Here is a 26,435-nt window from a genome sequence, read left to right as displayed (position 1 = left end):
ACTCAAGTTCATGCGTGCGATTGTTCGAGCAGATCGAGCACGTCTTGCGTCGTGCCGGTTTCGCCGACGCGCGGGAAGATGCGCGTGATGCTGTTGGTATGAGCGTCCGCATGGAGGTCGGTCATGGCGTCGACGACGAGCGTGACGTTCAGGCCAATTTCGTGTGCGTAGCGCGCGGTGGATTCGACGCCGATGCTGGTCGCCACGCCCACGAGTACCACCTGCGTGACGCCTTGCTCGCGGAGGTACGCTTCGAGATCGGTGTTCGTGAACGCGCCCCAGGTGCGCTTGGTGACCCGATGATCCGACGGCTGCGCGTTCAGTTCGGGCACCAGTTCGGCGAAATCCGCGGGGAAGTCGCCTGTATTGCGCGCCTGATCCGCGCGGCCCGGCGCGCCGCCGGCCACGTTGACGAGCACCACGGGCAGGCCGTGGCGGCGAAATGCCTGCGCAAGGGCGGCCGCGCGTTCGACGACTGCGCCGGTGGGGTGCGCGGTGGGCAGTGCGACGATGCCGCGCTGCAAATCGATGACGATCAGTGCGGTCTTTGCATCCAGCGTGGTGATTGGCATGAAGGGCTCCTGGAGTTACGAGTCGATGAGGCGTTTGAGCAACTCGACGCCGACAGCGAGTTGTTGTTGCTCGGCCGCCGAGAAGCGTGTCTGGATGGTGCGAAACAGCCAGTCTTCGCGCGCCGCGCGGCTGGCCTTGATCTTCTTGCGGAACGCGGGTGTGAGGGAGAGAACCGTTTGCCGGCCGTCGTTCGGATCAGGCGCGCCGCTGACCAGCCCGGCTGCTTTAAGCACCGACAGCGTCTCGCCCATGGACTGCGGACGCATGCCATGAGCACGCGCCAGCGCGGTGACCGTTGCCGGACCTTCGCGCTCCAGCAAGCCGAGAACCTGCACCTGCGAAGGGGTGAAATCGCCCACGTGCGACTCTTCGCGCAAGCGGCGGCGCAGTTTGCCGGCCAGCACGCGTAAGTCTTCCGCCATGCTGTGCACGGCTTCGGAATCGATTAGTGGATCTTGCTGGGTCATGCTGCGATAGATATGAAGGCTACCTGTGAAGGTTACCTTCGTATCTGTCTGGCGTCAAGTTGAGCTAGTCGATCTGCTTGGCTGTTAGCCGATGCGCGGCGGGTGATCGGGTGTTCGGTGTCATGAAGCGGCGCTCACTTGCCCACTGCCCGGCGGCGATGTCAATATCGGGGCAAGTTGTCCAGAACGACCACCCTCACCAACCTGAGTAACGTCTCATGCAACACGCTCCTGCCATCACTTTCCGGTTCGCCGGGCAGCACGACGCGAACGCGATCCGCACCATTGAATTCGAAGCGGGGCAGCGCTTTTTCAGCGTCGATATGGCGGGGATCGCGGATGCGCCGCCTATGGATCTCGAACTCGTCGCCCGCAAGATAGCTGCACGGGAGATCATCGTCGCCGTCGGTGCCGACGCAACGTGCGTGGGTTTCGTGATGTTCGAGCCGCAACCCGCGCGCATCTACGTGCAGGAACTCGACGTGCTCACCTCGCACGCCGGGCAGCGTATCGGCGCGGCGCTGATCGAGCAGGTCGCGCAACTCGCGCGTGCGCAACGACTCCCGCAACTCATCCTGTCGACGTTTCGCGAAGTGCCGTGGAATGCGCCGTACTATCGCCGGCTCGGGTTTCGCGATATCGAAGAAGCCGAACTCGACGCAGCGCTGATCGAACGGCGCGATGCGCACATTGCGCGAGGACTCGATGAATCGAAGCGCGTTTTCATGCGGCGTGATCTTGCCTGACGAGTCGTCTGGCCGCGCTATGTTCGCGCATAAAAAAGCGCGGCGGATGTGACCGGAACAGCTCATTCCTGTCGCACCTGCCGCGCCTTTTTTTCAACATACTGCCTTACATTGGACGCTTTGAACCAGCCGTCCGACCTCCGCCGACTCAGCCTATAGCTTCGCCTTTTTCAGCTTGTTTTTCTGGCGCTTACTCCACGGTTTCCAGCGCCGGGTAATCCACGTAGCCGGTTTCGCCGCGTGCGTAGTACGTCGCCGGATTCGGCTTGTTCAGCGGCGCATTCGTGGCGAAGCGGCGCACCAGATCCGGATTCGCAATGAACAGCTGACCCCACGCCACCGCGTCTGCCTCGCCGGCGTCGAGCACCTGTTGCGCGGTTTCCTTGGTGAACTTTTCGTTCGCGATATAGGGGCCGCCGAATGCTTTCTTCAGTTGCGGGCCGAGACGGTCGTCGCCGAGCGCTTCACGTGCGGCAATGAACGCGATCTTGCGCTTGCCGAGTTCGCGGGCCACATAACCGAAGGTGCCGGCCGGATCTGAATCGCCCATGGTGTGCGCGTCGCGGCGAGGCGCGAGGTGCACGCCGACACGATTCGCACCCCACACGCCGATGCAGGCGTCGGTGATTTCGAGCAGCAGACGGGCGCGGTTTTCGACCGGGCCGCCGTAAGCGTCGGTACGCTTGTTGGTGCTGTCCTGCAGGAACTGGTCAAGCAGATAGCCGTTCGCGCCGTGCACTTCGACGCCGTCGAAGCCGGCTGCCTTGGCGTTCTCCGCGCCTTTGCGGAATGCTTCGACTACGCCGGCGATTTCGTCGAGTTCCAGTGCGCGCGGCGTCACATAGGCACGCTCCGGACGCACCAGGCTCACGTTGCCCTTGGCGGCGATCGCGCTCGGCGCGACCGGCAGTTCGCCGTTCAGGAACAGCGGGTCGGAAATGCGGCCCACGTGCCACAGTTGAAGAAAGATCTTGCCGCCGGCGGCATGCACGGCGCTCGTGACGAGCTTCCAGCCTTCAACCTGCTCCTGCGACCAGATGCCCGGCGTGTCGGCATAGCCCACGCCTTGCGGTGTGACGGAAGTCGCTTCGCTGATGATCAGGCCGGCCGTTGCGCGCTCGGCGTAGTACTTCGCCATCAGCGCGTTCGGCACGCGGATTTCTTCGGCGCGTTGGCGCGTGAGCGGCGCCATGATGATGCGGTTCGACAGCGTGATATCGCCAATTTGCAGCGGATCGAAAAGAGTCGGCATATGAGTTCACCTTTGACGGCGGGTATGTGGCCCGAGCGTGACAAAAATACTGCGTGATGAAAGAAGTGCGGAAAGCAGTGCGGCGATGCGGATCCGGCGCCTAGAGCCTCGTGTTCATGTGCTCGAGGAACGCCTGGATGACCGGCTCGTTGCGTTTGAAAAACACCCATTGACCGACTCGCTTCGACGTGACGAGCCCCGCGCGCTGCAAAGCCGCGAGGTGCGCCGACACGGTGGACTGCGACAGGCCGCACGCCGCGTCGATCTTGCCGGCGCATACGCCGTGATCGAGCGGCAGTTCCTGGTCGGCGAAATGCGCGTACGGCTCGCGCAGCCAGCCGAGAATCTCCCGGCGAACCGGGTTGGCAAGCGCTTTGTGAATCGCGTCGATATCGAGCGTCATTGGGGTGGGTTTCATGGTCTTCAACAACAGGCAGGCGCGGCGCCGGTTAGTGCGCAAACGCCTGCATCGTTACGTGACGAATTATATATCGTGTTTTTACGATATGCATGAAGACACTACAGGCTATGGGGTGATAAGTGCGCCCACACGTTCCGCACTCCGGCAGCGCTTCACTGCATGACAGCATTGGACCGTCGCGGCTATATGCGAGAACGCTATTTGATCAGGATGCCTGCGCTTTATTCGTGCAGGTTTCGCTACATAAACAAGTCGCTGCGCGCCGCGTCCATGATCATCGCGACAGCCGGATGGCTGATTCGGCGCTCGATCGAAATGGCAAAGAATTCTTCGACGATCGAGTTGATCTGCCCGACCATCTTCAGATTGTGCTCCGCCTGTAGCTGACGCTCCAGCACGGTGGGTGCGAAAAGCAGGCCGCGGCCTTCACGACCGAACGCCATGGTCATCGCTCCGTCGTCGAACTCGCCGACGATGCGCGGCGAAATGGCATGCGAAGCGAGCCAGTGATCCAGCTTGCGGCGCACTGCGGATTCCGTGCCCGGCAGCAACACCGGCAACTGACTGAGCGACAGCGGAAAGCGCTTGCTGCCGCTTTGAATCAGCGCCTCTGCGCCAAAACAGCTGAGCGTCGAGCGGCCGAGCGGGTGATTGAACGCCTTGATGTTGACGTCGGCGGGAATGGGGGCGTCCGCGATGATCAGATCGAGACGGTGTACGGCCAGTTGGGCAAGCAGCGCGTGCAGTTTGCCTTCGTGACAGATCATACGCAGCGACGTGGAGGCGCTCAGCGCCGGTTCCAGCAGCCGGTAGGCGATCGCCTTGGGTACCGAATCCGCGATGCCGACGCGAAACCGTGTTTGCGCGCCAGATTCGCTCTCGCGCCGCACGGCGCTCTCGAGTTCCGAGCCCAATGAGAATATTTCGTCCGCGTAGTCGAGCGCAAGACGGCCCGCGTCGGTCAGTTCGATCGTTCGCCCGTTTTTCCTGAACAGCTTCTTATCCAGCGCTTCTTCGAGCAGCTTGATCTGCCCGCTGAGCGTTTGCGGCGAGATGTGCAACTGCTCCCCGGCGCGGACGATGCCGCCCGCGTGCGCCGCGACCCAGAAGTAATGCAGATGCTTGAAGTTCACGCGTCCTCCGCCAAATTCATGACATTACGGTTTATTCGAAGTATTCGCATTAAAAATACGCATTTTTCGCTCAATCATGTTCAGTTACATTGAGGCCTCGTACTTAGGCGCCAGCGGGCGGCTAACGACAACTCACAGAGGTGACATATGGCATCGGTTGCGCAGCTCCTTCGCTCAAAAGCGTCACAGACAGTGTGGTCGACTCAGGCATCCGCTTCGGTTTACGACGCAATAGCGGTGATGGCTCACCGGAAGGTGGGCGCGCTGATCGTCGCACACCACGGTCGTATCGCCGGCATCGTGACAGAGCGTGACTACGCAAGAAAAATCGTTCTGATGGACCGCTCGTCGCGGCATACACCTGTGCGCGACATCATGTCGACGACTGTGCGCTACGTCAGTCCGGACCAGACAACCGATGAATGCATGGCGCTCATGACGGCGGACCGGATCCGCTATCTGCCTGTCATTGCCGCAGCGCAGGTGATCGGCATGGTATCGATCGGTGACCTCATCCAGAACCTGATTGTCGAGCAGGAACAGACCATCCAGCAGCTCGAGCACTATATCCACGGCAACAGCCTTCAGGCTGCCCAAAGTGGATTGCAGGCGCGACGGGCTGCAAGTTTGACCAGTCAATAATATTACTGTTCGTAATGTTTTTGCGCTGCCCGAGTGGCGCGCCATGCGGGCAGTTCCCTGACTTACCGAAAGAGGCTTCATATGTACACGCAGATCATCAATCGTCTTCGAAGTGCTGCCGGCGCGGTGACGCGCGGAACAGCGGCGCTCGGTCTGGCCGGACTTCTTGCCCTTGGAGCCGTGGCCTCGAACGACGCCGAGGCGAAGCGCGTCGGCGGCAGCCAAAGCATTGGGCGACAGTCGCAGGCGGCGTCGCCGTCCGGCCAGGGGCAACGCAGTCAGCAGGCGCAACCCGCGCAGCAGGCAGGGCAGACACCAGCGGCCACCGGTGCCGGCCGCTGGATGGGCCCGCTCGCTGGTCTCGCCGCCGGCCTGGGCATTGCGGCGTTGCTCTCATCGTTTGGTCTGGCTGAAGGGCTGGCGCAAATGCTCTCGAATGCTTTGTTGATCGGCCTGGTGGTGCTTGCCGGCGTGATGCTGTTCCGCTTTATCGCCAATCGGCGTCGACCGAATCTGGCTTATTCAGGGAACCGGCAGCAATCGAACAACTCACCGTTTCTGAATCAGGTTGGACAATCGCGGCCTGACACGAACTTGCGCGACTGGCAACGAGCCGCGATGGGATCGACTGGCGCGGCGGGTGGCGTGAACGCACGGGAGCCCGCGCTCGCGGACCAGGCTGCATTGCTGGTAACGGCGAAGGCTATGTTCATGCGTCTTCAGGGCGCGTGGGACCGCAATGAGCAAGGCGATCTGTTCGAACTGACCACGCCGGAGATGTTCATGCGGCTCAAACAGGACCTGGAGGCACGGGGTCACGAGCCGAGCCGTACGGACGTGACGCAACTCGAAGCCGAAGTGCTGGGCACGGAAGACACCGTTAATGAAACGCTCGTCAGCGTCCGCTTTTACGGTCAGATGCGGGAAGACGACGCACAGACCGCCCAGCCGTTCCAGGAGATCTGGAACATCGTCAGGAGCACACAGGGCGACCAGGCATGGCGACTGGCGGGCATCCAGCAGATGGACCGCTAAAGGAACACAGTTGGAACGCAGTTGAAACCGGCAGCGGCTTGCTGCCGGTTATTCCCTATCTACGCCTCATTCTTGTCAGCCGATACTCACGCGGCCGGACACTGTCAAAGAAGCCCACATCGAAGCCCTGGTTGCGTGATGTCTGGACAATGAATGTCTGGAGCGCTGCCGACAGGCGAACTGTGCGCGCCACAGACCCATTTTCGGAATGAAGCCAGGTGAACACGCAGGCGTTGACCTGCGTCAATTGGCTGGCGTCTGGGTGAAATAGCCTGAGGTCAGTTATCCGCTGCCGCGATGCGGTGCGCTCGGCGATCTGACTGTCGGATACCCGGAGGTGGATGATGATCGATGCTGCATTCGCTAGACCACGCCGGTAAAAACCCTGCACGACATTCGAGGTTGCCGGAAATTACCTCGTTTACGCCTAAAACCGGAGACACGAAAAATGGAAGAAGATCTTGTTCAAAGGATAGAGTCAAATCCCAAGTACCGACAACTGGTGGCAACGCGTTCGTCGTACGGTTGGCTCCTGACGGCAATGATGATGGTCGTCTACTATGGCTACATCCTGCTGGTTGCATTTGGCAAGAATCTGCTTTCCGCCAGGATTGGCTCCGGCGTGATGACCTGGGGCATCCCGATCGGGCTGTTCGTGATCGTTTTTACTGTGGCCATTACGGGAATCTACGTTCGGCGCGCCAACCGGGAATTCGATGACCTCACCGCTCAAATTCGCAGTGAGGTGCTGTGATGACTAAATTCCAACGTGGTTTGTGCGCATTGACGCTGTGTGCCGTGGCCGGCACGGTCTGGGCTGCAGGGGGTGACCTCGGCCAGTTGCAGAAGCAGCCGACCAACTGGACAGCGATATCGATGTTCGCTGTTTTTGTTGTGTTCACGCTGTTCATCACGAAGTGGGCCGCGAGCAAGACAAAATCCGCTGCGGAGTTCTACACGGCGGGTGGCGGGATTACGGGCTTCCAGAACGGGCTTGCCATCGCCGGTGACTATATGTCCGCTGCGTCGTTTCTCGGCATTTCGGCGGCGGTCTATTTGAATGGCTACGACGGACTGATCTATTCGATCGGCTTTCTGGTCGGATGGCCGGTCATTACCTTTCTGATGGCGGAGCGCCTGCGTAATCTTGGTCGCTTCACTTTCGCCGACGTTGCCGCATATCGTTTCCAACAGACGCCAATCCGCGTGTTCGCGGCATCCGGTACGCTGGTTGTGGTGGCGTTTTACCTGATCGCGCAGATGGTCGGCGCAGGCCAGTTGATCAAGCTGCTGTTCGGTCTGGAATACTGGGTCGCGGTCGTGATCGTCGGCAGTTTGATGATGGTCTATGTTCTGTTCGGTGGCATGACGGCGACCACATGGGTTCAGATCATCAAAGCGGGCTTGCTGCTGGCGGGCGCGAGCTTCATGGCGTTCATGGTGCTGGCGCAGTTTCACTTCAATCCGGAAGCGCTGTTCGCCAAAGCGGTCGAGATTCATGCGAAGAAGGACGCAATCATGGGTCCGGGCGCCTTTATCAAAGATCCGATCTCGGCGATCTCCTTCGGCATGGCGCTGATGTTCGGTACGGCAGGCCTGCCGCATATTCTGATGCGCTTCTTCACCGTGCCGAGCGCCAAGGAGGCGCGCAAGTCCGTGTTCTGGGCAACCACATGGATTGCCTACTTCTACCTGCTGACATTCATTATCGGCTTCGGCGCCATCGTTCTCGTCAGCACCAATCCGGTGTACAAGGATGCGCTCGGCGGGCTGCTGGGCGGCAACAACATGGCAGCCATCCATCTTGCGAATGCAGTGGGCGGCAACGTGTTTCTCGGCTTCATCTCCGCCGTGGCCTTTGCAACGATCCTCGCGGTTGTCGCCGGGCTGACGCTATCCGGCGCTTCGGCGGTATCGCACGATCTCTACGCGACGGTGTTCAAGAAGGGCAAGGCGGCCAGCGATAAGGAACTCCGTGTTTCGCGGATCACGACAGTAGCGCTGGGCATCGTGGCGGTGATCCTTGGCATTGCCTTCGAGAAGCAGAACATCGCCTTCATGGTCTCGCTGGCCTTTGCGATTGCGGCATCGGCAACGTTTCCGGTGCTGTTCATGTCGGTGTTGTGGAAGGATTGCACGACACGCGGCGCCACCATCGGTGGCTTTCTCGGGCTGATTACGGCGGTTGGGCTGACGCTCGTCTCCAAGTCGGTGTGGGTGGATGTGCTCGGTCACAAGGATGCGATTTTCCCCTATACGTCGCCCGCCCTGTTTTCCATGACCGCGGGTTTTGTCGGGATCTGGCTGTTCTCGATTCTGGACAGGAGCGAGCGCGCACGCATCGACCGCGCGGGGTATCCGGCCCAGAAAGTCCGTTCGGAAACCGGTATCGGTGCGTCGGGCGCATCCGGCCATTGACTTGCGCGGACGCGTCACGAGAAGGCTCGAAACGATCCGGAGCTTCTCGTAACGCAACCGGGCGTTCATGGCGCGCAGCCGTCGTGACGCTATTGTTCAGGTGCCCGCAATATCGCCGCTGCTGAAAGATGGTTCGCAAATCCTTTTGCGGGAGATGCCCATGTCGCATCGCACCCTTGCCGGCCAGCGCCTGATCGCTTTGTTCGTGCTGGGCTGGCTGGTGTTCAACTATCCTTTGCTGGCCTTGTTCAACGACACGCGAACCTGGTTGGGCCTTCCGCTCCTGTACGGATATCTGTTCGCCGCGTGGGCGCTTTTCATCGTTTTGCTTGCCGTCATCGTCGAACAGGGGGCTTCGCGTAAAACATCCACGCGGGCCGTCGGATCCGAACCGGCATCGAAGGACTGAGATGCTGGACGGCTGGGTCATCGCACTGGCGTCGCTCGTCTATCTGGGTGTGCTGTTTGCAATCGCGTTTTATGGCGACCGGCGCGCGGATGCGGGCACGAGCATCATCAACAGCCCCTACGTCTATGCGCTGTCTCTCGCGGTCTATGCGAGTTCCTGGACGTACTATGGCAGCGTTGGTCGAGCGGGCAGAAGCGGCGTCGGCTTCATGCCGATTTATCTCGGTCCCACCCTGGTGGCGGCGCTGTGGTGGACCGTGTTGCGCAAGATGATCCGCATCAGCAAGAACAATCACATCACGTCGATCGCGGATTTCATGGCTTCGCGCTACGGCAAGAGCGCGCTGCTCGGCGGGCTCGTCACGCTGGTGGCGGTGGTCGGACTCGTGCCTTACATCGCGCTGCAACTGAAGGCCGTATCCGCCAGCGTCGCCGTCCTGACGCATGCCCCCGGCATTGCCAGCGGGCGTGCCGAAGCAGGGCCCTGGTGGTCGGACCCAACCCTGTATATCGCGCTCCTTCTGGCGACGTTCACCATTGTGTTCGGAACACGCCACCTCGATGCTTCCGAACGCCACGAAGGCATGGTCGCCGCGATCGCCTTCGAGTCCCTCGTGAAGCTCGTCGCGTTTCTAGCCGTAGGGGCGTTCGTCACGTTCGGAATCTACGATGGCTTTGGAGATCTGTTTGCGCGGGCGCAGGCGGTTCCCGCATTGAACGCCTTGCTGACGCTGCATGGCGGCGAGGCAGGCGCAGGCGGTGCGGCGTTTGGGAGTTGGGCGTCACTGATCGTGTTGTCGATGCTGTCGATCATGCTGCTGCCCCGCCAGTTCCAGATTGCCGTAGTGGAGAACATGGACGAAAACCACGTCGCGAAGGCTGTCTGGGTGCTGCCGCTGTATCTCCTCGCGATCAACGTCTTTGTGTTGCCGATCGCGTTCGGCGGAACGATGCATTTTCCCGGCGGTGCCGTGGACCCGGACATGTTCGTGCTGGCGCTGCCCATGCGTGAGCATCAACTGGCGCTCACGCTCTTGGTGTTCATCGGCGGGTTGTCGGCTGCGACCGGCATGGTGATCGTCGAAACCATCGCGCTCAGCACGATGGTCTGCAATGACATTGTGATGCCCGTGCTGTTACGCCTGCAATCACTGCAATCCGAGCGGCGCGCGAATTTCCCCGGACTGCTGCTCACGATCAGGCGCGTCGCGATCGTGCTGCTGATGATGCTTGGCTATGCCTATTTCCGGCTTGCCGGCGAAGCGTACGCGCTGGTCTCGATCGGCTTGATTTCGTTTGCGGCGGTCGCGCAGTTCGCGCCTGCGATGCTCGGGGCGATCTACTGGAAAAACGGCACCCGGCTCGGCGCGCTGACCGGCTTGAGCGCGGGATTCCTGCTATGGGCCTATACGCTCTTGCTACCTTCGTTTGCCGAATCCGGCTGGTTGCCGCGTGGCTTTCTCGCGCAAGGACCGCTCGGCATCGAGTGGCTCAGGCCGAGGCAACTGTTCGGTCTGCAGGGGCTGGACGAAGTCTCGCATGCGCTTTTCTGGAGCATGCTGGCGAACGTCGCGGGCTTTGTCGGCGTGTCGCTCGCAAGCGGGCAGAGCGTGGTGGAAAAGACCCAGGCTGCCTTGTTCGTCGACGCCTATGCGCACACCGGCGACGCGCTCCGCCCGGACATCTGGCGCGGCAGCGCCTCGACCGAGGCGGTGCTTGAGCTGTTGCGGCGCTTCCTCGGTTCAGCTTCTGCCGACGACGCATACGCGCGCTTCCACCACGAACGTGGTGGCACGAACTCGCCCACTGCGGACGCCGACCTCGTGCGCTTCGCGGAGAGGCAGCTTGCCGGGGCGATCGGCGCGGCGTCGGCGCGGGCGATGATAGCGACGGTCGTCGACGAGGAGCCGCTCGGGTTGAACGAAGTAATGGCGATACTGGATGAAACCTCTCAGGTAGTCGCCTACAGCCACCAGCTCGAGCAGAAGTCGCGCGAGCTGGAGAGTGCATCGGCGGAACTCAAGGCAGCCAACGCGCGGCTCAGCGAGCTCGACCGTATGAAGGACGATTTCATCTCGACGGTCACCCACGAATTGCGCACACCGCTCACGTCGATCCGCGCGTTCTCGGAAATCCTGCGCGAGCATCCCGATCTGCCGGCCGCGAAGCGCGGCGAATACCTCGATATCGTGATCAAGGAGAGCGAGCGGCTCACGCGGCTCATCAACAATGTGCTCGACCTCGCCAAGATGGAATCGGGCAGCGCGCAATGGCATGCCGAGCCGCTCGACCTGAAGCAGGTCATCGAAGACGCGGCGAACGCTACCCGCCAGATGTTCGCCGAACAACGCATCGAGCTCGAACTGGACCTGCCGGCCGCGGTGCCGCAGGTATTGGGCGATCATGACCGTCTGATGCAGGTGATGCTCAATCTGCTGTCGAATGCGGCGAAGTTCTGCGACCGTGCCGGCGGGCGCGTCGCGGTGCGGCTCGTCCGGGTGGGTGCAGCGCTACGCGTCGAGGTGCGCGACAACGGTCCCGGCGTGCGTGCGCAGGATAGGGAACTCATCTTCGAGAAGTTCCGGCAGGGAGGCGACACGATCAGCGGCAAGCCGCAGGGCACCGGCCTCGGACTGCCGATCAGCCGCGAAATCGTCCGCCATTTCGGTGGTACGCTGAGGCTGGAAAGTGCGCCGGGAGAGCCGGGAGAAGGAGAGGGCGCCGTGTTCGTGTTCACGCTACCTCTCGCGAGCGCGACGGAGACAACGTCATGACCTATAAAGTCCTCATCGTCGACGACGAACCGAACATCGTCATCTCGCTGGAATTCCTGATGACCGAGTGTGGCTACGAAGTGGCGATTGCGCGGGACGGAGCGCAAGCCCTTGAGCAGATGGCCGCGTTCCAACCCGACCTCGTGCTGCTCGATGTCATGCTGCCGTTGCGCAACGGCTTCGAGGTCTGTCAGACGATTCGCGAAAACAGCGCATGGAATCGAACGAAGGTGGTGATGTTGTCGGCGAAGAGCCGCGACCTCGAGGTGAGCAAGGGCCTCGCGCTCGGGGCCGATGCGTACATCACCAAGCCGTTCTCGACGAGGCAGCTGGTCGAGCAGGTGCGCTCGCTGCTCGCGCGACATGACCGAAGCGACGAATGATCGTCACGATGATCGCCAGACGCCGGTTTGGCATTGCATTGGCGCTGCTGTTCGCAGTGCAGGTGCTTATTGGCGCCGCGATTCTTGCGTCTCTCGCGCTCGACATCCCCAACGCGCAGCGCGCGTGGTTGCGCGAGATGCTGCTGCAACGGGCCGCGGTCTGGATCGCCCTCTCAACGCTGCTGCTGTTCGCACTGGGCTTCGGCCTGAAAGCGCTGTTCGACGCCTATATCACACCGGTCGCGCAACTGGCTGAAGACGCCGTGCTGCTCGCGGCCAACCCTGGGCACCGCATCACGGTGCGAGGCGCGCGCGACGTGCGCGTTCTGGTCGAGAAGCTGAACGCGCTTGCCGCCGCACATCAAACGCTGCACAACGACGTACAGGAAAAAATCGAACTCGCGAGCCGTGCGCTCGCCGAAGAAAAAAACCGGCTCGCTGCGCTCATGGCGGAACTCGCGCTGAGCGTACTGGTGTGCAATATCGACGGGCGCATCCTGCTTTTCAACACTCGCGCGAGGCAGTTGCTGCGAACCGGCCATCAGGGCGTCTCGGCCATCGGGCTTGGGCGCTCGGTTTTCGGCGTGATCGAGAGCGGTCTCGTCCTGCACGCGCTGGAACAAATCCAGCACCAGTTGCGGGACCCGCGCGACGACATGGCGCCACCCGTTTGCGCCTTCGTTGCCACGCTCGCGGACGGGCAAATCGTGCGCGCGCACATGGCGCCCGTGTTCGATAGCGCCCGCGCACTCAATGGCTTCGTGCTCACGCTGGAAGACATTACGCGCCACGTCGAGGCGGATAACCGGCGCGACGCACTGGTGCAGTCGCTGACGCAAGACACGCGGGCAACGCTCGCGAATATCCGCGCGGCGGTCGAGACCATCCAGACCTTTCCGGACATGAGCGGCGCGAAGCGGACTCAGTTCACCGCCATCATCGGCGACGAATCGATGCGCCTCGCCGCTCAGATCGAGCGCGCGGTGCAACAGGGCAGCAACGCTACGGACAGCCGTCGGGAACTCGAAGACATGCGTGGCACCGACCTGATCGCTTTACTGCTGCGGCGCATCGGGAGCGCATCACTTCGCGTTACGGCCGGCGACACCATTGACGCCACGTTGTGGCTCAGGGTCGACAGTTACGCATTGACGCAGGCGCTCGCCTATCTATCGCGGCGGCTCGCGGCTGACGCGGGCGTGACCGAACTGCGCTTCGATTTGCAGCGCGCCGATCGGCTGGCGCATCTGGATCTCGTCTGGAGCGGCGCGCCGTTGGCCGCCGACACGTTAAGGGCGTGGGAGCACGCACCGCTTCCGGTCAGTGCTGGCGGCCTGGCGCTTACGCTGAATTCGGTGATCGCGCGCCACGGCGGCGAATCGGTATATCGTTGCGAGCCGGCCGAGGGCAGGGCGCGCTACCGCGTGATGCTGCACGCCGCCGAGCCCCGGAGTGCGCTCGATATTGCACCGCCGCCGACAGGCCGGCCCGAATTCTACGATTTCGATCTTTTCCATCAGCCGGGACAGAGCGCCGAGATCGATCAGTGCCTGCTCTCGCAACTCAGCTATACGGTGTTCGACACCGAGACCACTGGGCTCGATCCCGCCGCGGGCGACGAAATCATCTCGATCGGCGCCTTGCGCATCGTCAATGGACGATTGCTGCAGCAGGAAACGTTCGACCGGCTGATCGAGCCAGTAGGCGCGCTGAGCGCTGAATCGACCAGTATCCACGGCCTGACTCACGCGATGCTCAAGGGACAGCCGCGGGTCGAAACAGTGCTGCCGCAGTTCCGCGATTTTGCGGGGGACACCGTGCTGGTCGCGCATAACGCCGCGTTCGACATGCGATTTCTGCAGATGCTCGAAGCTACGACCGGCGTGGCGTTCAGGCAGCCGGTCCTCGATACGCTGCTCCTGTCACAGGTGATCCACCCTCATCAGCCCGGGCACTCGCTCGAGGCGATCGCCGCGCGCCTCGGCGTGCCGGTGCTCGGCCGGCACACCGCGCTCGGCGACGCCATCGTCACCGGCGAGGTGTTCCTGCGGATGATCCCCTTGCTGGCGGAGAAAGGCATAGTCACGCTCAAGGACGCCCGCGATGCCGCCCAGCAGACCCTTTACGCGCGAATCCGCTACTGAGGAGTGCACACTCGATGGATGATTCCGCCACCTCCAGGCCCGATGCTGTTTTCGACCTGCAAACCGCCGCGGGACGCGCGCTCGCGCACGACCTGCGACACGCTCATCGCAGCATAGCCGACGCGAACGATGCCGCATCTTTGCAACTGGCCGCTGCGACGGTGCGCAGGCTCGTGCATTGCGCGGTCGGCGAGGCGGCTCCGGCACCGCTCACCGGACTTTTCTCCACGCTGAACGACCAGATCACGCGCCGCGCAATCGAGTTGACCTGCGCCGGGACACCCATGCAGGAAGCGCGCTGGTGCTGGATCGCGCTGGGCAGCGAAGGGCGTCAGGAACAGACGCTGTCGAGCGACCAGGACAACGGCATCATTTTCGCTGGCAGCGGTGGCGCCACGGCGCTGCGGAAACAACTGTTGCCGCTTGCGCTGCGCATCAATGAAGCGCTCGATGCCTGCGGCTTTCCCTTGTGCACCGGGCAGATCATGGCGAGCAATCCGCAGTGGTGTCTCGACCTGCACGAATGGCGGGAGCGCTTTGCGACATGGATCAGCGAGGGCGACCCGCAGGCGCTCCTTAACGCGAGCATTTTCTTCGACTTGCGCCCCCTCTATGGCGCCTTCGATCTGGCCGAGGTGCTCGCCGACTGGCTCGAAGAGATCGTGCCGGACAATCCGCGCTTTCTTTACCAGATGACGGAGAACGCATTGCGGCGCAAGGCGCCGCTCGGCGTAGTGCGTGATTTCGTGGTCGAGAAGGGGGGCGAATTCGCCGGCACGCTCGATCTCAAACTGCATGCCGCGACGCTGTTCGTCGACGCGGCCCGGATCTACGGCCTCGCCCTTGGCGCTCGCACGAGCAATACGGCGGATCGCTTTCGACGGGCTGGAGAGGCGCAACGCCTGGATCAGCGCGATGTGGATTCGTGGATACAGGCGTTTTATTTCATCCAGAAGCTTCGGCTGGAAAATCAGCAGCGCTGTTATGAGCGTGGCTTGCCCATGCACAATCACGTCAATCCAGACGAACTGGGCCCGCTGACACGGCGCGCTCTGCTCGACACGCTTCGCCAGGCGCGTGCCCTACAAAAGCGCCTCGCGTTGGACTACCTCGACACGTGTCGAGGGCTTTGAGCAAACCCAGCAAATTGACGCGCAGATAGAACGCAATCCGGCGCGTCCCGAACACATCATCACCGAGTCGGGCGTGGAATACCGGCTGGTCGGCGTGCGTTGACTTTCACGGGATTTTTATGCGGTCTGCTGCAATCGTTTCGCGCTCTTTACGAGGTCCTCCGTATAGTGAGCGACTGGTTTTTCGACGTGGAAAAACCGCGAAATTAGCAGGGATTAATATGGCATTCAAACAAACCAAGGGCGGTATGACCGTCGAGGCTTGCGTGTTTCCCGCTCCGGGTCACATGTTCAAAGGCGCCTTGCGCGTGACGACCATCAGACACGACAAACAGATCCAGCAGATCACCGGGCGCGGCTGCGGACGGCCGATGCCCAGTTCCGCGCAAGCGCTGGAATTGGCCGAACTCGAAGCGCGCCGCGTGCTCGGCGTCTGACAAGCCATGACACCGTCAAGACAGGCCATGATGTTCAGGGGGCTGTGCAAGCTCATCGCCATCGTTTTCGTCACCAACCAGGTTCTCACGACGCTTTTCACGTACGCCACCCAGCAACTCGACGCCGCGCTGCCGTCCGACTCCATGTGGATTTTCAGCTGTCTGACCTGCGGGCTGGTGACGCTGTGGCTACAGTCCGACGCGCGACGTGCTTTCGGTTTCGCGCGGGAAAAGGGTTTCGTGAAGACCGGCGCCGACGGCAAGCAGGATCTGCAGATCGCCGCGGACTGCCCGAAACGCTGGCTCGTGATCCTGCATGTCGAACTCAATCCGGCGGCGATCCAGGCATAACGGCGGACTGGCCGTATCTCGGCGGGCCGCGTAAAAAGGCTGATACTTTTTACGCGGCGTTAATGCGGCGTTGGCTAAGCTCGAGTTACACACTGATCGACCCCCAGGATTTCTCGATGATACGAATGCTGATTCCCGTCCTCGACCATAGCGGCGCCGTCGAGGCTGCGCGCTACGCCGCGTTCATGTTCCTCGAGCGTGGCGTCACGGAGGTCGAGCTGCTGGAAGTCCTCGAACCGGTCGGGGAGGGGCGGGCGGCAGCCTTCCACTCGCGTAGCTCCCTCTTGCGTCACGAGAAGCAGGTCATGCTGAAAGCGTTGATCGACGCCCGCACGATTCTCGAAGAAGCCGGTGTGCCCTACCGCTGGAAACGCGTCTTCGGCCATCGCACGAAAGCGGTTGCGGATTACGCGGCCACGACCCGGCCCGACGTGATGGTGATCGACGCGAGCCATATGGGCTTCTTTCGCAGGCTGGCCGTGCTCGCGTCGCTGTCGAGGCGCACAGTCACACCGGTCACGATGGTTCATTGAATGGCAACAAAACCGGCCTAGTGCGACACCTGCTGTTGTCCCGGTTTCCGAGGGTCGGCAAGCTCACTGTCGGACCATCCGCCGCCCAGATCGCCGATCAACGACGCCGCGTCGAGCAGCCGTGTTTGCTGCACGTTCAACGCGGTCTGCTGAAGGTTCAACTGCGTGGCCTGCGCGGTCGCGACGGTTGTAAAGTCCACCGTGCCAGCCTGGTATTCATTGCGCGCGATCTCGGTGCCGCGCGTCGCGTCGCGTACCGCGCGCTCCAGCACCTCGGCTTGCTGCGCGAGGATACGCAAGCCGGCGAGGTCGTTCTCCACGCCCTGGAACGCCGTCAACACCGTGCCGCGATAATTGGCCAGCGCCGCGTCGTAAGACGCTTTGGCCGCGTCGACCTGCGCGCTGCGTTGCCCACCGTCGAACAGCGTCTCGCTCGCCTGGCCGCCCAACGACCAGACATAGTTGGCGATATGCAGCAGGCCGTTCAACGGCGACTGCGTGAAACCATCCAGCGCGGATAGCGAAATCGTCGGGTAATAGGCGGCGACGGCCACCCCGATCGCGGCGTTCTGTGCCGCCATTTGCCGCTCGGCGGCGGCAATGTCGGGCCGGCGCTCCAGGAGCGTGGATGGCACGCTGACCGGAATGGACGGCAGCGTCGGCAGCGTGGTGTTCGTGGGCACGTCCAGTTCTTCCGGATTCCTGCCGACCAGCACGGCGATCGCATGAACGTATTGAGCGCGCGCGACACCCAGCGCAATCAGACTCGATTGGGCCGACTCCAGTTGCGTTTGCGCGCTCACCAGATCGGAGGGCGGCACGGTGCCGGCCTTGTCCTGCTCCGCGACCACGCGCAACGATTGCTCGAACGCCTCGACGGTGTGCTTGAGCAAGTCGATATTGACATCCGTTACGCGCAGATCGATCACCGCGTTGGCGAGCGCGATCTGTTCGGAAAGTGTCGCGTTGGCGAGCGTTGCCTGGCTTGCCTGCGCGGTCGCGGCGCTTTCCTCGATATTGCGGCGCACGAGGCCCCATAGGTCGGGCGCCCAGCTCGCGTTGGCTTCGAGCGAGCCGGCGTTGTTGATGCGCTGGAAGCTGCTCGCGCCCGCTCGGCCCAGCAGACTGCTGCTCAGATTGCCCGTCGAAGAACGTTCGCGGGTCGCGGATCCGGTAATGCCGATGGTGGGGAACAGGGCGCTGCGCGCGAGCCGCACCTCGGCCAGCGCCTGCTGGTAGTTCGCATAGCTCTGGCGCACGGTCTGGTTCGACACCGACACGAGCGGTTCGAGTTCATTGATGAGCGGGTCGTTGAAGGCGGTCCACCAGTCTCCCTTCGGGCGTTCGGCGGCGGGCCGCGCCTCGGTCCAGCCGGGCAGTTCTTTCCACGCGGCGGGCGTCGCGACGGGCGGCCGATGGTAATCGGGGCCGACCATGCAGCCGCCTGTCAACACGGTCGATAACGCCAGCAATGCGCCGGCGAGTCTGGTGGGGGAGATCGTCTTCATCATGCGCTCGTATCCGGTGCTTCTCCGCGGCGATTCCATGGCAGGCGCGCGGACCATTTCGCGAGTCGCGCGCGTAGCCGGTCGAGGTACAGGTAGATCACCGGCGTCGTGTACAACGTGAACACCTGGCTCACGAGCAGGCCACCCATGACCGTCACCCCGAGCGGCTGGCGCAACGACGCACCCTGGCCGATGCCGATCGCAAGCGGCACCGCGCCCAGCACGGCGGCCGCGGTCGTCATCATGATCGGGCGCAGCCGCACCACGGCGGCCTGGTGAATCGCATCGCGCGCATTCATGCCTTCATGGCGTTGCAGCTGGATCGCGACGTCGACCATCATGATGCCGTTTTTCTTGACGATGCCGATCAGAAGGATGATGCCGATCATCGCGATCACCGAAAACGGCGTGCCGAAGATCAGCAGCGCGAGTGTTGCGCCGATGCCGGCCGACGGCAGCGTCGACAGGATCGTGAGCGGGTGAACCGTATTCTCGTACAGTACGCCGAGCACGAGGTAGACCACCACCAGTGCGGCGAGAATCAGCAGCGGGACGGCGCCCATGGATTGCGCGTAGGCCTGCGCGGCGCCCGCGAACGCGCCGTGCACCGACGCGGGCATGCCGATGTCGCGCTCGGCCTGCGCAATGAGCTGGCCGGCTTCGCTTAAGGATCCGCCAGCCGGCAGATTGAACGAGATGGTGCCGGCCACGAGGCCGCTCTGGTGATTCACCTGGGTGGCGGTGTGGCTGTTCGAGAAGGTCATCATGGCGGCGAGCGGGACCATGGTTTCGGCCGCGGTGCTGTCCGCGCTGCCGCTGGAATTGCCGCCCTTGCTGTTAGAGATGCTGTTGGTCTGCTGGTTCGCTTCGGCGTCGGCGTTCTGCGAGTTGGTATTGGCACTGGCGCTTGACGCGCTGCTGACGGCCGTCGACTGCTGCATGGCTTTGACGGTGGCGCGGGACATCTGCGTTTGCTGCGTGCCGTTCGCGTTGCCGGCGGCCGTGCTGAGGAAGATCTGGTTGAGCGCCTGCGGATACTGCCAGTAGGCCGGCGCGACCTCCATCACCACGAAGTACTGGTTCAGCGCGTTGTAGATGGTGGACACGGTGCGCTGGCCGAAGGCGTCGTACAACACGTTGTCGATCTGATTCGGCTGGAAGCCGTAACGCGCGGCGCTCGCGCGGCTGAAGTTCACGTAGGTCTGCAAGCCGTTCTGCTGGAGGTCCGAGTTCACGTCTTCCAGTTTCCCGCGATATTTGCCGAGTTCGGTGACGAGTTTAGGCACCCACGTGAAGAGCGCGTTCGCATCGTCGCTGGTCAGGGTGTACTGATATTCGGCCGCGGCCTGGCGCCCGCCGATCTGCAGATCCTGCTGCGCCTGCAGGAAAAGCCGCGCGCCCGACACGGCATTGAGCCTGGGGCGCAGCCGGTTGACCACTTCCGTCGCCGACAGATGGCGTTGCGCGAGCGGCTTGAGTTCGATGAAGACGTTGGCCGTGTTCAGCGCGCGCCCGCCGGTGAAGCCCGCCACCGATGCCACCGCAGGGTCCTGCTTCACGATCGCCTGCAATTGCGCGAGCTTCTTTTCCATGGCGTTGAACGACACGCTCTGATCGGCAATGATCTGGCCGATCAGGATGCCGGTGTCCTGTTCCGGAAAGAACGTCCCGGATAGCAGCCGGACCAGGAACACGTTGAGCACGAGCAGGCCGATCAACAGCAGGACGACCGCGAGCGCATGATCGAGCGCCGCCGCGAGCGAGCGGGCATAGGCGTTCTTGAAGCGCTCGAACTGCGCCTCGGCCCAGCGCGCCCAGCGCGCCTCTACATGCATCGTGCGGTCGCGGCTGAGCAGGTAGGCGCACATGACCGGCGTGATGGTCAGCGAAATCAGCAGCGAGAGCAGGATCGCAATCGAGAGCGTGACGGCGAACTCATGAAACAGCAGCCCGACAATGCCGGGCATCAACAGGATCGGCAGAAACACCGCGATCAGCGAGAGGCTCATCGAGATCACCGTGAAGCCGACCTCGGCGCTGCCGCGCAGCGCGGCTTCCTTTGGATCGAGCCCGGCTTCGAGATGACGCACGATGTTCTCCAGCACCACCACCGCGTCGTCGACCACGAAGCCCGTGCCGATCGTCAACGCCATCAGCGAGAGGTTGTCGATGCTATAGCCGAGCAGATACATCGGTCCGAACGAGCCGACGATCGACAGCGGCAGCGCGACCGCCGGAATCAGCGTGGCGCGCGGCGACAGCAGGAACACGAAGACCACGCCCACTACCAGCAGCACGGCGATGAACAGCGTGCGCTCGGTGTCGGCCACCGAGGCCCGGACCGACTCCGAGCGGTCGATCGCGACGTTCACGTGGATCGCGCTCGGCAACGCGGCTTCGATGATCGGCAGGCGCGACTGGATCTGCTGGACCGTCTGCACCACGTTGCTGCCCGGCGTCGGATAGACGATCACGAGCACGGCCGACTTGCCGTTGTAGAGCCCGGCGTTGCGGATGTTCTCATTCGAATCGCGCACCTGAGCGACGTCGCGCAGCAGGACGGGCGCGCCGTCGCGATACGCGATCACCACGTCGCGATAGGGCGCGGCCTTGCTGATCTGGTCGTTCGACGTGACCACATAGCGCTGCTCGCCCTGGTCGATATGGCCTTTCGCGCTATTCGCGTTGGCCGCGCCGATCGCGGCGCGCACGTCTTCCAGGCCGATGCCGTAGCTGTTCAGCTTGCCGGGTTCCAGTTCGACGCGCACCGAGGGCAATGCGCCGCCACCGAGCGTGATCTGCCCGACGCCATCCACCTGCGATAGCTGCTGCTGGATCACCGAATCGGCGGAGTCATAGAGCTGGGCTTTGGTGAGCGTGTCCGAAGTCAGTGCGAGCACCATGATCGGTGCGCCGGCCGGATTGTACTGGCGGTACGTGGGATTGCTGCGCAGCGTGGTGGGCAGGTCGGCGCGCGCGGCCTGAATGGCGGCCTGCACGTCGCGCGCCGCGCCGTTGATATCGCGGTTCAGACCGAACACGACAATGATCATCGACGAGCCCACGTAACTGATCGAGGTGAGCTGGTTCACGTCGGCGATGGTGGCAAGGCGCCGCTCCAGCGGCTCGGCGACCGTGGCGGCCATGATCTCGGGACTCGCGCCCGCCATGTTCGCCTGCAGTGCGATCACCGGAAACGCAATGTTCGGCAGCGGCGCGACCGGCAGGCGGAAATAGGCGAGCGCGCCGGATATCAGGATCGCGACCGCCAGCAGCGCGGTCGCCACCGGGCGCCGGATAAAGAGCGCCGAGAGGTTCACGGCGTATTCTCCGACGGCGCGGCCGCGCCTTCGCTGGCCGCGCGGCGCCGGCTGTTCACGCGCTGCGCGAGGCGGTCGAAGAACAGATAGATCACCGGCGTCGTGAACAGCGTCAGCACCTGGCTGAGCATGAGCCCGCCGATGATCGCGAGGCCGAGCGGCCGGCGCAGTTCCGAGCCGGTGCCGGTGCCGAGCAGCATGGGCAGCGCGCCTAGCATGGCCGCGAGCGTGGTCATCAGGATCGGCCGGAAGCGCAGCAGCGACGCTTCGAAAATCGCTTGATGCGCCGGCTTGCCATGCACGCGCTCCGCTTCGAGCGCGAAGTCCACCATCATGATCGCGTTCTTCTTGACGATGCCGATCAGCAGCACGATCCCGATGATGCCGATCACGTCGAGATCGTTGCCCGCGATCATCAACGCGAGCAGGGCGCCGATGCCGGCCGACGGCAGCGTCGAGAGAATCGTCACCGGGTGGATATAGCTTTCGTACAGCACGCCGAGCACGATATACACGGCGACGAGCGCGGCGATCAGCAGATACACCTCGCTCGTGAGCGAATCTTCGAATGCCTGCGCCGCGCCCTGAAAAGACGACGTGATCGACGGCGGCAGGTTCACCGCGCGCTCGGCGTCGCGGATCTGCGCGACCGCGGCGCTCAGCGACGCGTCCTGCGCGAGGTTGAACGAGATCGTCACCGCCGGGAACTGGGCGAGATGGCTGATCATCAGCGGCGATTGCGTGATGCTGATCTTCGCGATGCCCGACAGCGGCACCTGACCGCTGCTGCTCGTCTGGCTCGGTAGATACAGGTTGCCGATCGACTGCACGGTGGGCAGTGTTTCGGGCTTCGCCACGAGAATCACGCGGTATTGGTTGGACTGCTGAAAGATGGTCGATACGATGCGCTGGCCGAGCGCGTCGTACAGTGCGTTGTCGATCGTGGCCGCGGTGATGCCATAGCGCGCGGCGAGTTGCCGGTTCACTTCGACGTTCACGCTCAGACCGTTGGTGTTCAGGTCGCTCGTGACGTCCGTGATCGCGGGAATCTGCTTCATGCGCGCGATCAGCGCGGGCACGTACTGGTTGAAGGCCTGCTGATTCGGCCCGCGCAGCACGAAGTTGTACTGGTTGCGCGAGATCGAGGTGTCGAGCGTCAGGTCCTGTTCCGGTTGCAGATACAGCCGAATGCCGGGCACCTCGGCGACTTCCTGCTGGATCCGGCGGCCGATTTCCGCGGCGCTCGCCGAGCGGTCGTCGCGCGGGCGCAGATTGATCAGGAACCGGCCGTTGTTGAGCGTCGGATTGGTCCCGTCGATGCCGACATAGGAGGTGAGCGACACCACGTCGGGATCCTTCAGGATCGCGTCGGCGAGGGCGCTCTGACGCCGGACCATCGACGTGTACGACACCGAGTTGTCGGCCACGCTGATGCCCTGGATCACGCCCACGTCCTGCACCGGGAACAGGCCCTTCGGAATCACGATGTACAGGATCGCAGTGAGCGCGACGGTGACGAGTGCGACCACCAGCGTGAGCGTCTGGTGATCGAGCACCCAGCGCAGGCCGCGTTCGTACGCCGCGAGCGTCTTGTCGAACAGGCCTTCGCTGAACCGCTCGAAGCGACTCGGATGGCGCTGCGCCTGCGCGCGCAGGAGGCGCGCGCATAGCATCGGCACGACGGTCAGCGAGACCACCGCCGAAATCACGATCGTCACCGCCAGCGTGATCGCGAATTCGCTGAACAGCCGGCCGATCACGCCGCCCATGAACAGCAGCGGGATCAACACCGCGATCAGCGAGACCGTCAGCGAGAGAATCGTGAAGCCGATCTGCCCGGCGCCTTCGAGCGCGGCTTCGAGCGGCGTCTTGCCTTCCTCCAGATAGCGCACGATGTTCTCGATCATCACGATCGAATCGTCGACGACGAAACCGGTCGCGATGATCAGCGCCATCAGCGAGAGGTTGTCGATCGAATAGTTGAGCTGGTACATCACGGCGAGCGTGCCGATCAGCGACACGGGCACGGAGATGCTCGGAATGATCGTGGCGGGCACGTTGCGCAGGAACACGAAAATCACCAGCACGACCAGCACCACGGCGAGCACCAGTTCGAAAGCGGCGTCCGAGACCGACGAGCGGATCACGCCCGTGGTGTTCGCCACCACCGTGACTTGCAGGCCGGCGGGCAGCGTCGATTCGAGCGCCGGCAACTGCTTCATGATCTGGTTCACCGTAGCGATCACGTTCGCGCCCGGCTGGCGCTGCACGTTCAGCACGATGGCCGGCGTGCGGTTGTACCACGCTCCACGCTCGACGTCCTGCGCGGCCTGGCTCACGCGCGCAACATCGCGCAGATACACCGGCGCGCCGTTCTGATAGGCGATCACGGTGGCCAGGTAGTCTTGCGGGTCGACGATCTGATCGTTCGCGTTGATCGTGTAGTCGAGTTCCGGTCCGTCGAAATTCCCTTTTGGCTGGCTCACATTGACGTTGGCGAGCAAGGTGCGCAGATCGTCGAGATTCAGGCCGTAGGCGGCGAGCTTCTGCGGGTCCGCTTCGACGCGCACGGCCGGCACGTTGCCGCCGGCGGTCGTGACGAGACCGACGCCGGAGACTTCGGAGATCTTCGTGGCAAGACGATTGTTGGCGGTGTCCTGCAACTGCGTCAGCGACATGGACTTCGACGTGACCGCGAGCGTGAGGATCGGCTGATCGGCCGGGTTGACCTTCGCGTAGGTGGGCGGCGCGGGCAGCCCGGTCGGCAAAAAACTGTTGGCGGCGTTGATGGCCTGCTGCACGTTCTGTTCGGCAATGTCGAGACTCAGCGAGAGATCGAATTGCAGCGTGATCACCGACGCGCCTTCCGAACTGTACGAGACCATCTGCTGCAAGCCCGGAATCTCGCCGAGTTGCACTTCGAGCGGCGCCGTGACGGTGGTCGCCATCACGTTCGGGCTGGCGCCCGGGTAGAAGGTCTGGACCTGGATGGTCGGATAGTCGACGTCGGGCAGCGAGGAAACCGGCAGGAAGCGCACCGCGACCAGGCCGACGAGCACGAGTGCGACCATCAGCAGCGACGTCGCCACGGGACGGAGGATGAACAGGCGGGAGAAGTTCATCGGCGGGTCGGCGGACTACGAAGCCATGGACGCCGCGCCGGGCGCTGCCGCCGCCGGCGTGCCGCTCGCGGCGGACGCGGGCGCCGCAGCCGGCGTCGAGCCCGAAGCGCCCGAAGCGCCCGCAGCCGGCCGGGCTGCGGATGCCTTGATCTTCACGCCGTCGCTCAAGCGGTCCATGCCATCGGTCACGACCACGTTGCCGGCTGCGAGCCCTGACGTAATCACCGTGTGCTGGCCATCGCCCGGTCCGAGCGTGACCTTGCGCACCGATACCGTATTGTCGGCGTTGACCAGATACACGTAGTCGCCCGGCGCGCCGTTCTGCACCGCGGGCGTCGGCACCAGCACCACGTCTTGCAGCGTGTCGACCAGCAGCTTGACGTTGACGAACTCGTTGGGGAACAGCGCCTCATCGTCATTGGCGAACGACGCGCGCAGCGTGACCGTGCCGGTCGCCGTCGCCATCTGGTTGTTGATCGCGTACAGCGTGCCGGTCGCGAGCTGCCGGGAGTTGTCGCTGCTGAACACCGTGACGGGGAGCTGCGCGCCTGCGTTGGTGCGGCGCAGCACCTTGTCGAGCGCGGTTTGCGGCACGGTGAACTGGACCGTGGTCGGCTTCATCGTCGTGATGACGGCAATGCCCGGCTGGCTTGACGCGGTAACGTAGTTGCCCGGATCGACGAGGCGCAGTCCGACCCGGCCCGATACCGGCGCGGTGATATGGCAGTAGATCAGGTCGAGCGCGAATTGGGCGATGTTGGCTTCGTCGGCCTTGATCGCCGCTTCGTCCTGCTGGACGAGAAACTTCTGATCCGCATAGGTCTGCTCGGCGATCGACTTGCGCTCGTTCAGTTGCGTATAGCGCGCGAGATCGGCGCGCGCCTGGGCGAGCGCCGCCTTGTCCTTGGCAAGTTGCGCCTCGGCCTGGCGCTTGCTGATTTCGTATTGGCGCGGATCGATTTGCGCGAGGAACTGACCTTTCTGCACGTCCTGCCCTTCGCGGTAGCCGACGGCGGTCAAGTAGCCGCTCAGTTGCGGCAATACGGTCACGGTGGCGACGGGCGTGACCGTGCCCAGCTCGCTCAGGATTTCCGGCATCGATCCGGTGGTGGCGGCGGCGACCGTCACGACCTGGGGCGCAACAGTGGGTTTGGGCGCCTTCGAGCGCAGCAGATGGAAGGCCACCAGCGCGATCAGCGCCAGCAGCACGACCGCGAGTACGAGCCGGCCTCTTCGGGGACGCCTCGCCTGGATTGACGGCGCTTCGCTCATGACGGCCTCCCGCGGGACTCGTGGCACCCGGCGAACACCGCCCATGGACGGCCAGGCCAATTGCTGTCGAAGCGCGTCATACGAACTCCCAGGATGGGTATCGCCGTTGCCGGCGACAGGAATCCAGACAATCAGTAGCAGAGTCTATCCGACTGTGGAGCTATTTCTCGCGGCATCGCCTGGACGGGGGTTTCGGTTTGTTACGGTAAGTCGACGAGACCCAGGTGTGACGGAGCCGCTCCCGAAGCGTCATGCAAAACGGGCTAAGGATTAAGGGGGTAAGGGCCCCGCATGGACGGAAAAGTTACCCACAGAAAATGTTCATATCCTTGTGGACAAGTCCTGGCCAAGCGGGCTAACTGG

22 protein-coding genes are annotated in these 26,435 nt (G+C 63.1%); 13 read left to right on the top strand and 9 right to left on the bottom strand.

The annotated features are described in order from the left end of the window. Nucleotides 1–8: 8 nt before the first annotated feature. The gene (locus P0D71_RS16180; protein WP_408181947.1) at nt 9–572 is read right to left on the bottom strand and encodes an isochorismatase family protein; all 564 of its coding nucleotides are present in this window, start codon (nt 570–572) and stop codon (nt 9–11) included. Between the two features lie 15 nt (nt 573–587). Further along, nucleotides 588–1,040 carry a MarR family winged helix-turn-helix transcriptional regulator gene (locus tag P0D71_RS16175; protein ID WP_408300760.1) on the bottom strand — a complete coding sequence of 151 codons (453 nt, stop codon included), beginning with the start codon at nt 1,038–1,040 and terminating at the stop codon, nt 588–590. A 218-nt stretch (nt 1,041–1,258) separates the two neighbouring features. Here P0D71_RS16175 and P0D71_RS16170 point away from each other — a divergent pair, with 218 nt between their 5' ends. Next, the gene (locus P0D71_RS16170) at nt 1,259–1,786 is read left to right on the top strand and encodes a GNAT family N-acetyltransferase (protein ID WP_408300758.1); all 528 of its coding nucleotides are present in this window, start codon (nt 1,259–1,261) and stop codon (nt 1,784–1,786) included. Between the two features lie 190 nt (nt 1,787–1,976). Here the strand turns inward: P0D71_RS16170 and P0D71_RS16165 are convergent, their stop codons facing one another. The 3 genes from P0D71_RS16165 to nhaR form a co-directional block, all read right to left on the bottom strand. Continuing rightward, nucleotides 1,977–3,038 (bottom strand): alkene reductase, encoded by a 1,062-nt coding sequence (locus P0D71_RS16165; RefSeq protein WP_408480967.1) that lies wholly within the window; start codon nt 3,036–3,038, stop codon nt 1,977–1,979. Between the two features lie 100 nt (nt 3,039–3,138). Further along, on the bottom strand, nt 3,139–3,441 hold the full coding sequence (locus P0D71_RS16160; protein WP_091802383.1) for an ArsR/SmtB family transcription factor: 303 nt from the start codon (nt 3,439–3,441) through the stop codon (nt 3,139–3,141). 257 nt (nt 3,442–3,698) lie between these two features. Next, nucleotides 3,699–4,592 (bottom strand): transcriptional activator NhaR, encoded by an 894-nt coding sequence (nhaR, locus tag P0D71_RS16155; RefSeq protein ID WP_091802380.1) that lies wholly within the window; start codon nt 4,590–4,592, stop codon nt 3,699–3,701. 147 nt (nt 4,593–4,739) lie between these two features. Here nhaR and P0D71_RS16150 point away from each other — a divergent pair, with 147 nt between their 5' ends. From P0D71_RS16150 to P0D71_RS16095, 12 genes are all read left to right on the top strand, one after another. Further along, entirely contained in the window at nt 4,740–5,234 is a 495-nt protein-coding gene (locus P0D71_RS16150) for a CBS domain-containing protein (protein WP_408480965.1), read from the top strand. A gap of 81 nt (nt 5,235–5,315) precedes the next feature. Continuing rightward, a complete protein-coding gene (locus tag P0D71_RS16145) occupies nt 5,316–6,269 on the top strand; it encodes a Tim44 domain-containing protein (protein ID WP_408480964.1) in 954 nt (317 codons plus the stop codon). A gap of 448 nt (nt 6,270–6,717) precedes the next feature. Next, nucleotides 6,718–7,023, top strand: coding sequence for a DUF485 domain-containing protein (locus P0D71_RS16140; protein ID WP_408181932.1), 306 nt, complete (start codon nt 6,718–6,720; stop codon nt 7,021–7,023). Next, the gene (locus P0D71_RS16135; protein ID WP_408300755.1) at nt 7,023–8,687 is read left to right on the top strand and encodes a cation acetate symporter; all 1,665 of its coding nucleotides are present in this window, start codon (nt 7,023–7,025) and stop codon (nt 8,685–8,687) included. The genes P0D71_RS16140 and P0D71_RS16135 overlap by 1 nt, the downstream gene beginning before the upstream one ends. Nucleotides 8,688–8,754: 67 nt before the next feature. Beyond that, entirely contained in the window at nt 8,755–9,096 is a 342-nt protein-coding gene (locus P0D71_RS16130; protein ID WP_286162080.1) for a hypothetical protein, read from the top strand. Between the two features lies 1 nt (nt 9,097). Then, nucleotides 9,098–11,869, top strand: coding sequence for an ATP-binding protein (locus P0D71_RS16125; RefSeq protein WP_408480962.1), 2,772 nt, complete (start codon nt 9,098–9,100; stop codon nt 11,867–11,869). After that, on the top strand, nt 11,866–12,252 hold the full coding sequence (locus P0D71_RS16120) for a response regulator transcription factor (protein ID WP_408480960.1): 387 nt from the start codon (nt 11,866–11,868) through the stop codon (nt 12,250–12,252). Before P0D71_RS16125 ends, P0D71_RS16120 begins: the two co-directional genes overlap by 4 nt. An 8-nt stretch (nt 12,253–12,260) precedes the next feature. Then, entirely contained in the window at nt 12,261–14,396 is a 2,136-nt protein-coding gene (locus P0D71_RS16115) for a 3'-5' exonuclease (protein WP_408480958.1), read from the top strand. A gap of 14 nt (nt 14,397–14,410) precedes the next feature. After that, nucleotides 14,411–15,529 carry a DUF294 nucleotidyltransferase-like domain-containing protein gene (locus P0D71_RS16110; protein ID WP_408480956.1) on the top strand — a complete coding sequence of 373 codons (1,119 nt, stop codon included), beginning with the start codon at nt 14,411–14,413 and terminating at the stop codon, nt 15,527–15,529. Nucleotides 15,530–15,750: 221 nt separating this feature from the next. Further along, nucleotides 15,751–15,966: a hypothetical protein gene (locus P0D71_RS16105; RefSeq protein WP_408300745.1), complete on the top strand. Its 216-nt coding sequence runs from the start codon at nt 15,751–15,753 to the stop codon at nt 15,964–15,966. Nucleotides 15,967–15,972: 6 nt separating this feature from the next. Next, nucleotides 15,973–16,317 carry a hypothetical protein gene (locus P0D71_RS16100; RefSeq protein ID WP_408480954.1) on the top strand — a complete coding sequence of 115 codons (345 nt, stop codon included), beginning with the start codon at nt 15,973–15,975 and terminating at the stop codon, nt 16,315–16,317. 125 nt (nt 16,318–16,442) lie between these two features. Further along, a complete protein-coding gene (locus P0D71_RS16095; RefSeq protein WP_408181913.1) occupies nt 16,443–16,850 on the top strand; it encodes a universal stress protein in 408 nt (135 codons plus the stop codon). A gap of 17 nt (nt 16,851–16,867) precedes the next feature. Here P0D71_RS16095 and P0D71_RS16090 read toward each other — a convergent pair whose 3' ends face one another. From P0D71_RS16090 to P0D71_RS16075, 4 genes are read right to left on the bottom strand one after another with little or no spacing between them, the layout of a single operon-like run. Then, nucleotides 16,868–18,361, bottom strand: a complete 1,494-nt coding sequence (locus P0D71_RS16090) for an efflux transporter outer membrane subunit (protein WP_408480952.1) — start codon at nt 18,359–18,361, stop codon at nt 16,868–16,870. After that, nucleotides 18,358–21,678 (bottom strand): efflux RND transporter permease subunit, encoded by a 3,321-nt coding sequence (locus P0D71_RS16085; RefSeq protein WP_091802342.1) that lies wholly within the window; start codon nt 21,676–21,678, stop codon nt 18,358–18,360. Before P0D71_RS16085 ends, P0D71_RS16090 begins: the two co-directional genes overlap by 4 nt. Then, nucleotides 21,675–24,800 carry an efflux RND transporter permease subunit gene (locus P0D71_RS16080; RefSeq protein ID WP_408480949.1) on the bottom strand — a complete coding sequence of 1,042 codons (3,126 nt, stop codon included), beginning with the start codon at nt 24,798–24,800 and terminating at the stop codon, nt 21,675–21,677. Before P0D71_RS16080 ends, P0D71_RS16085 begins: the two co-directional genes overlap by 4 nt. Before the next feature lie 15 nt (nt 24,801–24,815). Then, entirely contained in the window at nt 24,816–26,072 is a 1,257-nt protein-coding gene (locus tag P0D71_RS16075; RefSeq protein ID WP_408480947.1) for an efflux RND transporter periplasmic adaptor subunit, read from the bottom strand. Nucleotides 26,073–26,435 lie beyond the last annotated feature (363 nt).

Source organism: Paraburkholderia sp. RL17-383-BIF-A (assembly GCF_046028015.1).
Classification (GTDB): Bacteria; Pseudomonadota; Gammaproteobacteria; order Burkholderiales; family Burkholderiaceae; genus Paraburkholderia.
Note: the sequence above shows the minus strand (reverse complement) of the source record. Positions and strands in the feature narration are given on the sequence as shown.